We start from the raw sequence: 13,761 nt of genomic DNA, 5'->3' as shown, positions 1-13,761 counted from the left end.
TAAAATGGCGGTCCCGACCGGGGTCGAACCGGCGATCTCCTGCGTGACAGGCAGGCATGTTAACCACTACACCACGGGACCATTTGGTTGCGGGGACAGGATTTGAACCTGCGACCTTCGGGTTATGAGCCCGACGAGCTACCGTACTGCTCCACCCCGCGATGATACTATTCATATAAAATTCATATGGTGGAGGATGACGGGATCGAACCGCCGACCCCCTGCTTGTAAGGCAGGTGCTCTCCCAGCTGAGCTAATCCTCCGAAGTGGTGACCCGTACGGGATTCGAACCCGTGTTACCGCCGTGAAAGGGCGGTGTCTTAACCACTTGACCAACGGGCCAATATGTATGGCAGAGAAGAAGGGATTCGAACCCTCGCACCGCGTTAGCGATCTACTCCCTTAGCAGGGGAGCCCCTTGAGCCACTTGGGTACTTCTCTGTATGGCTCCGCAGGTAGGACTCGAACCTACGACCGATCGGTTAACAGCCGATAGCTCTACCACTGAGCTACTGCGGAATAATGAAGACAATTTGTATCTTATAAAATTTCTTTCTGTAAGTCAAGAAGTTTTTAACAACATCTTGTTCAAACGTGACATGTTTATAATATACTGGATTGCGTTTTTACTGTCAAGATGTTTTCGATATCGGTTTGAGTTTCCCTTTACACTTTCCGCAGACATATCTTTTTGTATTTATTTGACGCCTTCTTACATATTGAAGTAAACACTCCATACATTCATACTTATAAATCTTTTTTTCCTTCTCTTCATTAATCATTCGTCTACAAAAACGAGGTGCATCAACTTTCTTTAACAACTCACGAAAATCTCTGTCCCTGTGCTTATACCCTCTTCCTGTAATATGCAAGTGATAATGACACAGTTCATGTTTGATGATTCCGATTAATTCCTCCTTACCATACATTTCGTAATATCGATAATTCAGTTCAACATTGTGACTCTTCAACAGATAACGCCCGCCAGTTGTACGCAACCTACTATTGAACTTTACTTTATGTAAAAATGGCATTCCGAAGTATTGTAGCGATACTTCTTCCACTAGCCGTTGAATTTCTTTCTCGTCCATTCTCATTCCTCCTAAACAAAAAAATATTTTTACACTTTTCACGCTTCTTATACATATATTAAATAGTACATATACCCATCCTCATTCAAGACGCGTGGTTTCTAAAAACACAACATGAATAGAAATCCACTCACCAACCTCTCATTAATAGTACTTTAGATTTTTGAGAGTAGGATTAAACAAGGAGGGATTCCTATGCCTACGTGGCTAAAAAAACAGATGCAACGTGCATATTTCGAAAAAAACCGGTATCAAATTAAATTGCTAAATGAATGCTGGTTTTATTATAGCAAAATACATCAAAACTCATGATCCATTACACTTTTTATTCTATAAAAAAAGAGCAGTTTTATCTGCTCTCTTCCCTTACTATTCAATCGGCAACATAGATAGTGCAACGCGTCCTTTTTTTGTATCAATATCATCTACCCATACTTTTACAATTTGTCCTACTGATACAACATCTAACGGATGCTTTACAAACTGTTTGCTAAGCTTAGAAATATGCACTAAACCATCTTGCTTTACGCCAACATCAACAAAAGCACCAAAATCAACAACGTTACGCACTGTTCCTTCTAGTTCCATACCACGTTTTAAATCTTCTAATTTCAAAATCCCTTTTTTCAGAAGTGGTTTAGGCAACTCATCCCTCATATCTCGTTCTGGACTAATGAGTGCATCTATAATATCAACTAACGTCGGCTCCCCAACTCCCGTTTCTTGAGACAACTTAGAAATCTCTACTTCTTCCAATCTCTTTTGTAATTGCGGTTGTCCTACGTCATCTATCGATAACCCTAAACTCTTCAATAACAATTCAACATTTTTATATTGTTCAGGATGAATACCTGTCCGATCTAATGGATTCGCTCCTTCTAATATACGCAAGAAACCTATACATTGTTCGTACGTCTTTGCACCTAAACGTGGGATTTTCTTTAATTCCGTGCGCTTTGTGAATTTCCCATCCTCTTCTCTCTTTGCCACAATATTTTTCGCAACAGTTTTCGATAAACCTGAAACATATTGTAACAATGCAACCGAAGCCGTATTTACATTAACCCCAACTTGGTTAACAGCTGTCTCTACTACAAATGTTAATGACTCATTCAATCTCTTTTGAGATACATCATGTTGGTATTGTCCAACTCCAACTGATTTAGGATCAATTTTCACAAGTTCAGCCAGTGGATCTTGCAGACGTCTTCCAATAGAAACAGCACTTCTCTCTTCAACTTGTAAATTTGGGAATTCTTCACGAGCTAAATCAGAAGCTGAATATACACTAGCACCCGCTTCATTTACAATAATATAAAAGACTTCCTGTTTCACACTTTGCAATACATCTACTATAAATTCCTCTGTTTCTCTAGATGCTGTCCCATTACCAATTGCAATCATTTCAACTTGATATTTATCTATAATAGAAAGAACTTTCGTTTTTGCGTCATCATATTTACGAACAGGCGGATGCGGATAAATAACATCAATATGTAGTACTTTCCCCGTATCATCTACTACAGATAATTTACAACCAGTTCTATATGCCGGGTCTACCGCTAGCACGACTTTCCCTTTCATCGGAGGTTGTAATAATAAGTTACGTAAGTTCTCAGAGAAAATATGTATCGCTTGTTCTTCAGCTGTTTCTGTTAATTCTTTACGAATTTCTCTTTCAATTGAAGATTGAATTAATCGTTTATAACCATCTTCAATCGCTAATTGTACATAATGCGCACTTTTAGAATCGTTATCACGAATTACTTTCTTATTTAAGAAATTTAATATCTCATCTACTGGTGGGACAACAGAAACTCTCAATATATCTTCTTTCTCACCGCGATTCATTGCTAATACACGATGTGGTACTACTTTTTGCAATGGTTCTTCATAACTGTAATACATTTCATATATATTCTTTTCATCTTTTTCTTCACCTTTTACAGACGAAGACATAATACCTTTTCTAAAAGTAATATTTCGAATCCAACTACGATACGTAGCTTCATCTGAAATCATTTCTGCAATAATGTCTTGTGCACCTTGTAAAGCTTCTTCTGCAGATTGCACTTCTTTCTCTGCATTAATAAATTCCACTGCCTTTTTAGCCGGATCTTCTTTCTTATATAACAATAACCATTCAGCTAACGGTTCTAACCCTTTTTCTTTTGCAATCGTTGCTTTCGTTCTTCTTTTCTCTTTATATGGACGATATAAATCTTCTACTTCCTGCAACTTTGTAGCTTTAACAATTTGCAGCCTTAGCTCTCCTGTCAGTTTTCCCTTCTCACCAATAAGACGAATAACTTCTTCCTTCCTATCTTCAAGTTGCATCATATATTGCCATCTCTCTAAAATCGCACGAATTTGCACCTCATCTAAAGAGCCTGTCCATTCTTTTCGGTAACGAGCAATAAATGGAACTGTGTTACCTTCTTCTGTTAATTGAATAACATGACGAACTTGCTTTTCGCTAAAGCCTAATTCTTTCACTAACATTTTCATTAACGCTTGTCGATTATCTACCATTTCCATATACAACCGTAACCTCCTCTATAATAAAAAAAGTTGCCCTTCAAAGAGAGCAACTTAAACTGCCGATTTAAAAATCTATTAGTCCTAAACTAATTTGTAACGCTTCATCTACACGACTCATCATCACTTCATCTAAATGAGTGATTTTGTCCGTTAAGCGTTGCTTATCGATTGTTCGAATCTGCTCAAGTAAAATAACAGAATCTCTCTCAAAACCATACTTTTTCGCATCAATTTCCACATGAGTGGGTAATTTCGCTTTTTGAATCTGTGCAGTAATAGCCGCTACAATCACCGTTGGACTAAAACGATTTCCGATGTCATTTTGAATGACAAGAACCGGACGAACGCCTCCTTGCTCAGAACCAACAACTGGGGAAAGGTCTGCAAAATACACGTCGCCGCGTTTTACAATCAAAATATTACCCCCCGCTAACTAAGCGTTCTACTGTATGAGCTGCTTCATACTCCGCTAAGAAAGCTTCAGATGCAATACCAAGATTAATTTTTCCCATTTCAATATACCCACGTCGCATTGATTCATGTTGGTAGCGTTTCTTCGTCTTATGTTGACGCAATAACAATTGTGTTGCCTGGCAAATTAGTTCATGGCGATTCTTATTCTCTTGTTTTCCAATTCCGTCCAATTCCGTTACCATTTGCTTTGGCAACCGAACCACGATTTCAGTAGTTACACTTGATTCGGACACAAAAATACACCTCCACCGTCAACTACACACCCAAATATATATATATGACACCTATTGTAATAATACCATTGTATGGAGCCTGTTGCAAAGACTTCCTTATTCCTTGCTTATGTTTTCCAATTCACAAACAAAACATTCATCTTCTTAAATTTTTTATCTCATAACTAACTAAAAACAATAGAACTCCTCTTCAAAACTTACGTGTAACTTATATAAAAAATGATTATAAGTAAAAAGCTTCTCATCAAAAAGAGCTTATTATCCAGCAATGAACAGTCACTCCAATGACAAGAAGCAATCATGCTACCTTCTATATATTGTTCAAGTAATTAATTATCTCTACAACCTTACCATTCCGTATAAATATTCTTGGCACACGGAAACTGATCGTTGCAATAATTTCATAATTAATAGTCCCTGAATATTCCGCAACCTCTGTAGCGCTAATATACTCATCTCCCTGCCTTCCAATAAGCGTAACTTTCGTACCAAGCGGCACTTCACAAGGAAGATGAATCATGAACTGATCCATTGTTACTCGCCCTACAATCGGTACCCTTTTACCATTTATAAGCACTTCAAATCCTTGTAATCTTCTAAGCCATCCATCTGCATAACCAATCGCTACAGTCGCGATCCATTCTTCAGTTTTCGTTCGATAAGTGACGTTATAACTAATTCCATCACCTTTAATCACCTGTTTAATATGAGCTACTTTCGTATGCAGTGATAGCGCCGGTTCTAATTCAAATGGTAAAAAAGGACGTATTTCTACAGAAGGAGATAATCCATACATTGCAATCCCAATTCGCACTGCATTAAATGTAATCCCTTGAAAACGTAACGTGGCAGCACTATTAGCTGTATGGACAAACTTAGGATCCACTCCGAATTCTTTCAACCAACTTAACTGCTCTAAGAACGTGTTATATTGCTTATCAAAATACGAAGTCTCAACCTCATCTGCCGTTGCAAAATGCGTGTATACTCCTTCTAACTCTAAAAACGGTGCACCTTCTAAACTCCTTAAAAATTCTTTCAGCTCTTTTCTTTCACGTATTCCAATTCTCCCCATACCACTATCAAAATTAATATGAAATTTCATTACAGATGAACCATCCCAAAGTTTAATTGCTTCGTCCACCCATTCTTTTTGAAAAACAGTTAGCGCTACATCATTTTCAGCAGCTACATTTACATCACGCGGCGGCGAGGGACCTAACACTAAAATTGGCACAGTAATACCGGCCCTCCGAAGCACTAGAGCTTCATCTAAAAAAGCAACAGCTAACCTTGTTGCACCCGCTTCTAATGCCGTTTTAGCAACCGGTACATAATCGTGCCCATATGCGTTCGCTTTAACTACAGCAAAAATCTCTACATCACTTGGGATGAACTCTTTAATATGTGTAACGTTGTTATAAATGGCATCTAAATCCACTTCCACCCACGTGTCACGATAAAATGGTGCTTCTTCCATAAATACACTTCCTTATACACGATATGCGAAGCTTATTCTTTTATATGCTTCTTTTATGAAATCCACCTTCAAACTAAGAAAAGACGTGGTGCACATATATCACCACGTCTAAGAAGTTTACTTCACCTGCTTCGCTGTAACTGAACGAGCAACCATTAACAGCTCCTTCGGCTCTAAACCTTTAGACACGAGCATATATTCTACTCCGTTATGCGACCACGTTACAGAGTCTTTCGTCAACGCACCAATCGTAAACCCAAGATCAACCGGTTCTCCACTTACACTTACCGCTGATGAAGCCTCTGCAACTTTTGCCTTTTCTTGTATTAAAGTAAAGGATTTCTTATTTCCAGTGTATGTGAGTATCGCACGCTTGCCACTGTCTGTCTTCAACTCTTTTTCATCTTGCAGAGTCATACCTTGTGGTGTATCAAGCGGATACAAAGTAGCAAACGGTTTGTCTTCTTTCGCTGTTGTTTGAACATCTACCTGCGCTCTAGACATATTTTGTTTCGTATCAAATGCACCTTTATCAAATTTCGCATCGAATTTTACCTTAGAGAAATCTACTTTTACAAGAACATTTTGATCATTATCCATTAACTTCACTGAAACTGGAGTCAAATCGCTCTTCTTCAGTGTAATCTCTTGTTTCGGTAACATATTTTGATGTTGATAGTTTGTTTTTGTTTTAAAAATATAATACTTATCTGTTTTCTCGAAAGTAAGGTTTTTCTTATCCTGCAAAATATCCCTTACAAGTGATTCATATAAATAAGCCTGGCTGCTATTTTGCGGCCAATCACTTTGAAAACGGAAGCTCTTATTAAGTGCTGGCGTTAATACAAATACACCTTCTTCATTTCTTAAAATAATTTGGCTCTGATCTTTTTTTGCATTCTTTAAATTCACACGATAAAAAGACGGTTCCTTATGCCAAATTTCTACGTTATACTCCTGAGGCTCATTTCCTGTTTTAATAGATAATTTCGCTTCAGCTTGATAACTTTTCATCCCTTTTACTCTCGCTTCTAAATCTTTCACGACATCATCTTGTTTCTTTTCCACACAACCCGCCAATACAAAAACGGTCAACAAACCGACAAGAACTAAAAACAGACGCCTTTTCATCACTTCAGCCCCTTTGCCCCTATAAATGAATGGAAGATGTACCTTCCTTATCGCTACCTCAAATATATGAGACAAAGATATAAAATATGCAGACTAGCGTGACGAGCTTTCTAAAACAACTTGAGCAACAGCAAATTCCTTACTATGACTAATTGATAAATGAACAACATACTCTGTACTTGTAATCAGAATCGGCTTACCTCTTTCATCATTTTTCACTTCAATATCTAAAAAGCTCACTTCTTTCCCGATACCAGTACCTACAGCTTTTGAATATGCCTCTTTCGCTGCAAATCTTCCAGCTACAAACTCTGTAAGGCGACTTCCTTTCAGCTCCATAGCAACATTACGTTCATTTTCCGTTAAAATACGTTCCATAAATTTAAGCTTTCCATCTAGCATTTTTTCAATACGATTTAATTCAATAATATCGATTCCAATCCCTATAATCATTTCAAAATCCCCTTCTTCTATTTAACTTTCTTCTTTCATATTGATAAGAATAACAGAGAATCTTTCTGATGCAAAAGGGGGGATAGTAACCGTATGCTAATAAGATCCACTCAGATTTCTTTACAATCGACTATTCTCACCTTACTTCTTATTCACTTAGTCCTGATGATATTAGGCGACTTTTTCCTCTTCCCACTGGCAGCCTCTAATGAATATATCGCTAAAGGAGAATGGTGGCGTGTCATAACTTCCCTTCTGGTACACGTAGACTTACAACATTTTCTTTCTAATAGTATTTTTTTGTTTGCACTTGGTTCTTCTATCGAAAAGCAACTCGGACACTTTTCTTTTTTTATTCTATTTTTTATTTCTGGAATTTCTGGAAATATTTCTTCTTATATTATTATGCCACCTGAATATATTCACGCAGGTGCATCAGGTGGGATTTTCGGACTATTAGGCGCACAATTATTTTTATTGTACAATCGTTACCGCTCTTCACAACCAAAAGAAATTGCCATTTTCTCAATTATGATACTTCTATTACTGCTATTTACTTTCTTTAACCCTTCCGCCAATCCGATCAGTCATTTAACAGGTTTAATAACCGGCGGCATTTTAACTCCTTTTTTAACCAAAAAAAACGATGGTGCAAAGCTTATTTAATATAAAAGCTTGCACCATCGATAATTTCTACATCTACCTGTTCGCTTAAATCCCTCATTAATTGAAATAAAGACTCATCCTTCATCTTCGCCTCAATCATACAATCAATTTGCGGAACACTTCCCTTTATCCTTCTTAAAAAAGATAAAAATGCGTCTACATTAATATAATCTGCATGAGCTCTTGGATCTTTTCCCTCTCTAGGGCTAGAGATATGCATTTTAACTGGCAACAAAGATGTTTCCCACGTATGAACAACACGTGCCCAATCTTCATACCAATCTTCTTGCTCATTATTCATCATATGGTGATGCAAATCAAACACGACGGGAATATCTAATTTTTCTCCTAAATATAATGTTTCCTCTAACGTAAAAGTTGTATCATCATTTTCTAATATAATCATTTCTTGAATACCCCTTGGGACATTAGACCAATTCTCTATAAAACGCTCTAATGCAAGTTCTTTATCTTTATACCCTCCTCCAACATGTAGTACACATCGTTGCTTATGTTCAATCCCCATGCCTTTTAATAATTTTTTGTGCATCTGCAATGTCTTTACAGATTGTTTGAAAACACTCTCCTCAGGTGAATTTAGTACAACAAAATGATCTGGATGAAAATCAATTCGCATATTCATATGAATTGCATATTCACCTAATTCTTTCAATTTTTCTTTTAAAGGACGAATATAGTTCCACTCTAACAATTCCTCATGATTCGCTAAAGGAATGAGCTTAGAACTAAGCCGAAAGAAAGATATGTCATGTCCCTTATTATGCTTTAATAAACGCAAACAATTTTCCAAATTGGAATTAGCAATTCTTTCAAGTTTACGAATTGCAGCATCACGATCATCTATTTTCTGAAACTGTGCGTACGTCATCGTTTGAGATGGGGATGCATTCTTCAAATGCACACTCATCGCAACGTAACCAAGCCTTACAAGCATATAACAGCCCCTTTTCTATCATAACTACTATGTAGTATGCACAATTACAGAAATAAAAAAAGAGAATGCCCGCAAAGGGCATTCTCTTTTTTTATTAAGCTTGTGGACGGCTATGATGTTTTCTTTCGCCGCGTCCATTTGAAGATCCTGGGCGACCTTGACCTTCACCTCTACGACCACGACTACCACCATCACGATTACGATCACGGTTTCCATCACGATTGCGATCACGGTTTCCGTCACGATTACGTCCATCACGGTTACGACCATCGCCACCACCGCGTCCATCACGACTACGATTACGGTTACCATCACGGTATCCGCCTCCGTTACCGCCACGTTTTTTAGAACCGCCACCTCTTGAAACAACTGGTGGTTCTGATGTTAAAGCAATCGGAGTTGTATCCGGCTCTTTAGTCATCATTTTTAAAGCAGCAGCTACTACTGTTACAGAGTCATTCTCTTCTAACATTTCTTCTGCAATACGCTTGTAGTATGATAAGTTCTCATTTTGAATCGTGCTTTGAAGTTTTTCAGCGATTAAACGTTGTTGACCTTCTAATGCCTCATCAAGTGTCGGTGCTTCCATGCGATCAACTTTACGTTTTGTTGTACGCTCGATATTTTTTAATTGTCCTGATTCACGTGGTGTTACAAATAACATTGCAATACCTTTTTTACCTGCACGGCCAGTACGACCGATACGGTGAACGTATGATTCTGGATCTTGTGGGATATCGAAGTTGTATACGTGTGTTACGCCTGAAATATCAAGACCACGTGCAGCAACGTCTGTTGCAACAAGAACTTCAATAGCACCTTCTTTAAATTTACGTAATACAGACATACGTTTCGCCTGTGTTAAGTCACCATGAATACCTTCTGCTGCATAACCACGTAAGTTTAATGCTTCTGATAATTCATCAACACGACGCTTTGTACGACCGAATACGATCGCAAGCTCTGGAGATTGAATATCTAGTAAGCGTGTTAACACGTCAAACTTTTTCTTTTCTTGCACTTCTAAATAGAACTGCTGAATGTTTGGCATTGTTACTTCTTTTGCTTTTACTTTAATGTGTTGAGGCTCAGTCATGAAACGCTCAGCAATACGACGGATTGGATCTGGCATTGTCGCTGAGAATAATAATGTTTGATGTGTTTCTGGCACATCTGTTAAAATCGCTTCAATATCTTCAATGAAGCCCATGTTTAACATTTCATCCGCTTCATCAAGAACAACAGTCTCTACGTTTTGTAAGCGAAGTGTTTTACGGTTAATATGATCTAAAATACGACCCGGCGTACCAACAATAATGTGTGGGTGTTTTTTTAGAGCACGAATTTGGCGGTTAATATCTTGACCACCATAAATTGGTAGAATACGAACACGTTTATGTTTACCAATTTTGTATAGCTCTTCTCCAACTTGAATTGCTAATTCACGCGTTGGCGCGATAACAATACCTTGAACTGCTTCTTTATTTGTATCCACTTTATCTAATAGTGGTAATCCGAATGCTGCTGTTTTCCCTGTACCTGTTTGCGCTTGCCCAATAATATCCTTACCTTGCAATGCATGTGGAATTGTTTCAGCTTGAATCGGCGTAGCCTCTTCAAAGCCCATACTTTCAACCGATTGCAGTAAAGACTCACTTAATCCTAATTCTCGAAATGTTGTCAATGTTACTTCTCCTTTTCTATCCTATACTTATCATTTAAAAAAAGGCGTTTTCCGAATTTGCGGAAAAGCCCTTTTCCTGAATGCTCACGTATATAACCGGGCGTATATTCTTCACGAAAATACTTCTAAACGTTATTACACTTTATCAATTATAAGTTTTGTATGTGTAAAAAGCAAACCCAACTGTTACCTTATTTTATATTCAGGGCCTTTTTCTTTACTTTTATTTTTTTATCATTTACTGTAAGCGCTTATTATAAGTTTCTTCTATTTTCGTGACTATCATCCCTATTTATATACACCAATTATTTCAACATCGTAATTACTTCTTCTAATTTCATACCGCGAGATGCTTTTATTAATACAACATCTTTGGCATCGACTACCGCTTGTAAATCTCTTACTAACTCTTCTTTATTATCATACGCCTTTACACGTTCATTAGGGAAATTAATTTTCGCTCCTTCAGCAATTTGAGCTCCTAATCTACCGTATGTGAATACATGTGCGATTTTTGCTGGATCGATTAATTTACCTACCTCATAATGGAACTGCACTTCTTGATTTCCAAGTTCTAACATATCACCGAGCACAACGATTTTTTTAGTAAATCCATCTAAACCATTCATTAAATGGAATGCTGCCTCCATAGCCGTCGGACTTGCATTATAAGCATCGTTGATAATTGTTAATCCACTATCCGTTTTTACAATCTCCATACGCATGCCCGTCATTTGAAGTGTTACTAAACCTTGTTTCATTTCTTCCCACGTCACCCCAAAATGTGTCGCAATTGCCATTGAAGCAAGTGTATTGTACACATTATGTTTTCCTAACACCGGTAGGTAGAATGAAATATTTTCATCTCTATTCATTTTAAAATGTGTCCCAGTTGCCTGTAATGTTACAGTCGTTGGATAGTAATCGTTGGCTCTTGCATCACCAAACGTAACTGTTTCTGCTGCTAAATTCATTTCAGGAACACGATTCGTTAATAACGGCTCATCTCCATTATATACGAACACGCCACCTTCTTGTAACCCTGTAACAATTTCTAATTTCGCTTCAGCAATTGCCTCACGAGATCCTAAATCCATTAAATGTGCCTCACCAATATTCGTAATGATAGCTGCATTAGGACGAGCTAACTTAGATAAAAATTCAATCTCTCCTCGGCTTGACATACCCATTTCTAATACAGCTACTTCTGTATTTTCTTCTAAGTTTAAAATAGTGAGAGGTAACCCAATATGGTTATTGAAATTTCCTTCTGTTTTTTGAACTTTGAACTTAGTCGCGAGAATACTTGTCACAATATCTTTCGTGGATGTTTTACCGTTACTACCTGTCACACCAACAACTTTAACATCCAATTGATCGCGATAGTTTTTCGCTAACATTTGCAGTGCAGATAGCGTATCTTCTACAAAAATAACCGGAAGATTCTCGGGTGGATTTGCTACATCTTTCATCCATAATGTAGCTACAGCTCCATTTTCAACTGCTTTATCTACAAAAGCATGTCCATCGAAACGCTCCCCTTGAATCGGAACATATAAGTTTCCTTTTTCAATTTTTCTCGTATCAATAGACACGCCTTGAATAATAGTTCCCTCATATTGCTCTGCTAATCCAGTACCATTTACCATCTGTTCTACTTGCTTTAACATTCGCTTTATCATATAGAAACGCTCCTTACATAGAGGAAGCACTATTCCTACGAATAGTGCTTCCTCCTTTTTTTGTTAGATTGTATATTTAATTTTTTGTTTTTCTTCGTGACGTTCAATCGCTAAACGAATTAGCTCTTCGATTAACTCTGGATACGGTAACCCAGTATGTTGCCATAATAGAGGGAACATACTAAACGGTGTAAATCCTGGCATAGTGTTTACTTCGTTAATATACACTTCTCCGTCTTTCGTTAAGAAGAAATCAGCTCGCGTTAAGCCTGCACCATCTAATGATTGGAACGCAATAATTGCATCACGCTTAATCACATCAGATTCTTCTTCTGTCATTTCAGCTGGAATAATTAACGCCGTATCACCATCGATATATTTCGACTTATAATCATAGAAGTCCTTTTTCGGAACGATTTCACCTACAACTGAACATTTCGGCTCATCATTACCTAGTACCCCCACTTCTACTTCACGACCTACAATATTTTCTTCTACAATAATTTTGCGATCAAATTGGAATGCCTCTACAAATGCATTCTCAAGTTCTTCACGATTTTTACACTTATTAATACCAACACTTGAACCAAGGTTTGCTGGTTTTACGAAACAAGGATATCCTAACTTATCTTCTACTTTAGAATAAGCTTCCTCACGATTTTTTTCCCATGCACTGCGAATGAAAGACGCATATTTTGCTTGTTTTAAACCAGCCTCTGCAAAGATGTTTTTCATAACAACTTTATCCATACCAGCAGATGATGCTAGAACACCATTTCCTACATAAGGAATATTCATCAATTCTAATAGTCCTTGAACCGTTCCATCTTCACCGTTTGGTCCATGTAGTAATGGGAAAATAACGTCAATAGCGTTTTCCTCAGAAGCTGCAGATGGAATAATCTCTGTACTTAATGATAACGGAGAAATCGCATTTTCTGCACTACTCATTTTTAAAGCTTCAACATCTGTCACTTCGCCTTCAATACGCTCACCACGTACCCATTGACCTTGTTCTGTAATATAAATTGGATGAATCTCGAATTTATCTTGATTTAACGCTTTAATAGCAGCAAGAGCCGTCTGTAACGAAACTTGATGCTCAGCTGATTTTCCACCATATAATAAACCTAATTTAATTTTTGTCACTGAAATCACCCTAACCAATTGTTTTCATTTTTCTATTTTAGCACTTTTTATAAAAATAGGTAGTTCCTATTTGAAATAAAATGTAACTTCCACAAATAATTAAATGACACCACTTATTGGTTTTCTACACTTTTTCTATTCCACTACTATACAAAGGTGAATTTTAAAATGAAATGGTAATCCTATCTAGTTATGTACCTAAAATATGTAGAAATCCCCTTT

Annotated in this window: 13 protein-coding genes and 6 tRNA genes; 2 read left to right on the top strand and 17 right to left on the bottom strand. The window is 37.3% G+C overall.

What is annotated here, in order from left to right; all coding sequences use genetic code 11:
- Window positions 1-5: 5 nt before the first annotated feature.
- From AC0ONG_RS30095 to AC0ONG_RS30065, 7 genes are all read right to left on the bottom strand, one after another.
- Window positions 6-81: transfer RNA gene (locus tag AC0ONG_RS30095), tRNA-Asp, on the bottom strand.
- A gap of 3 nt (window positions 82-84) precedes the next feature.
- Window positions 85-161: transfer RNA gene (locus AC0ONG_RS30090), tRNA-Met, on the bottom strand.
- A gap of 26 nt (window positions 162-187) precedes the next feature.
- Window positions 188-263 (bottom strand) — tRNA-Val (locus AC0ONG_RS30085).
- A gap of 4 nt (window positions 264-267) precedes the next feature.
- A tRNA-Glu gene (locus AC0ONG_RS30080) sits at window positions 268-342 on the bottom strand.
- An 8-nt stretch (window positions 343-350) separates the two neighbouring features.
- Window positions 351-441: transfer RNA gene (locus AC0ONG_RS30075), tRNA-Ser, on the bottom strand.
- Between the two features lie 3 nt (window positions 442-444).
- Window positions 445-519 (bottom strand) — tRNA-Asn (locus tag AC0ONG_RS30070).
- Window positions 520-632: 113 nt separating this feature from the next.
- Window positions 633-1,091, bottom strand: coding sequence for a SprT family protein (locus AC0ONG_RS30065; RefSeq protein ID WP_000343553.1), 459 nt, complete (start codon window positions 1,089-1,091; stop codon window positions 633-635).
- Between the two features lie 195 nt (window positions 1,092-1,286).
- Between AC0ONG_RS30065 and cmpA the strand changes: the two genes are divergently transcribed.
- Window positions 1,287-1,403: a cortex morphogenetic protein CmpA gene (cmpA, locus tag AC0ONG_RS30060; RefSeq protein WP_001143640.1), complete on the top strand. Its 117-nt coding sequence runs from the start codon at window positions 1,287-1,289 to the stop codon at window positions 1,401-1,403.
- Window positions 1,404-1,460: 57 nt separating this feature from the next.
- On the opposite strand, the gene AC0ONG_RS30055 is transcribed toward cmpA, so the two are convergent.
- The 6 genes from AC0ONG_RS30055 to acpS all read right to left on the bottom strand — a co-directional run bounded on the left by AC0ONG_RS30055 (window position 1,461) and on the right by acpS (window position 7,403).
- On the bottom strand, window positions 1,461-3,629 hold the full coding sequence (locus AC0ONG_RS30055; protein ID WP_000426209.1) for a Tex family protein: 2,169 nt from the start codon (window positions 3,627-3,629) through the stop codon (window positions 1,461-1,463).
- 67 nt (window positions 3,630-3,696) lie between these two features.
- Window positions 3,697-4,047 carry a type II toxin-antitoxin system endoribonuclease NdoA gene (ndoA, locus tag AC0ONG_RS30050; RefSeq protein WP_000635965.1) on the bottom strand — a complete coding sequence of 117 codons (351 nt, stop codon included), beginning with the start codon at window positions 4,045-4,047 and terminating at the stop codon, window positions 3,697-3,699.
- 4 nt (window positions 4,048-4,051) lie between these two features.
- Window positions 4,052-4,339, bottom strand: coding sequence for an antitoxin EndoAI (locus tag AC0ONG_RS30045; protein WP_000004570.1), 288 nt, complete (start codon window positions 4,337-4,339; stop codon window positions 4,052-4,054).
- Between the two features lie 310 nt (window positions 4,340-4,649).
- Window positions 4,650-5,819, bottom strand: coding sequence for an alanine racemase (alr, locus tag AC0ONG_RS30040; protein ID WP_000390595.1), 1,170 nt, complete (start codon window positions 5,817-5,819; stop codon window positions 4,650-4,652).
- 117 nt (window positions 5,820-5,936) lie between these two features.
- Complete coding sequence (locus AC0ONG_RS30035; RefSeq protein WP_003276258.1) at window positions 5,937-6,887, bottom strand: LolA family protein; 951 nt, start codon at window positions 6,885-6,887, stop codon at window positions 5,937-5,939.
- A 156-nt stretch (window positions 6,888-7,043) separates the two neighbouring features.
- The gene (gene acpS / locus AC0ONG_RS30030; RefSeq protein WP_000583418.1) at window positions 7,044-7,403 is read right to left on the bottom strand and encodes a holo-ACP synthase; all 360 of its coding nucleotides are present in this window, start codon (window positions 7,401-7,403) and stop codon (window positions 7,044-7,046) included.
- Window positions 7,404-7,496: 93 nt separating this feature from the next.
- Here acpS and AC0ONG_RS30025 point away from each other — a divergent pair, with 93 nt between their 5' ends.
- On the top strand, window positions 7,497-8,069 hold the full coding sequence (locus tag AC0ONG_RS30025) for a rhomboid family intramembrane serine protease (RefSeq protein WP_000908529.1): 573 nt from the start codon (window positions 7,497-7,499) through the stop codon (window positions 8,067-8,069).
- On the opposite strand, the gene uvsE is transcribed toward AC0ONG_RS30025, so the two are convergent.
- The 4 genes from uvsE to AC0ONG_RS30005 all read right to left on the bottom strand — a co-directional run bounded on the left by uvsE (window position 8,062) and on the right by AC0ONG_RS30005 (window position 13,539).
- Window positions 8,062-9,024: a UV DNA damage repair endonuclease UvsE gene (uvsE, locus tag AC0ONG_RS30020; RefSeq protein WP_000961146.1), complete on the bottom strand. Its 963-nt coding sequence runs from the start codon at window positions 9,022-9,024 to the stop codon at window positions 8,062-8,064. The two genes, AC0ONG_RS30025 and uvsE, sit on opposite strands and share 8 nt — an antisense overlap.
- A gap of 94 nt (window positions 9,025-9,118) precedes the next feature.
- Window positions 9,119-10,708 carry a degradosome RNA helicase CshA gene (gene cshA, locus AC0ONG_RS30015; RefSeq protein WP_000206602.1) on the bottom strand — a complete coding sequence of 530 codons (1,590 nt, stop codon included), beginning with the start codon at window positions 10,706-10,708 and terminating at the stop codon, window positions 9,119-9,121.
- 305 nt (window positions 10,709-11,013) lie between these two features.
- Complete coding sequence (murF, locus tag AC0ONG_RS30010; protein WP_000595968.1) at window positions 11,014-12,390, bottom strand: UDP-N-acetylmuramoyl-tripeptide--D-alanyl-D-alanine ligase; 1,377 nt, start codon at window positions 12,388-12,390, stop codon at window positions 11,014-11,016.
- 63 nt (window positions 12,391-12,453) lie between these two features.
- Window positions 12,454-13,539, bottom strand: coding sequence for a D-alanine--D-alanine ligase (locus AC0ONG_RS30005; RefSeq protein ID WP_000161434.1), 1,086 nt, complete (start codon window positions 13,537-13,539; stop codon window positions 12,454-12,456).
- Window positions 13,540-13,761 lie beyond the last annotated feature (222 nt).

The organism is Bacillus sp. TCT6, from assembly GCF_056033845.1.
This window is presented reverse-complemented; position numbering and strand designations above follow the sequence as displayed.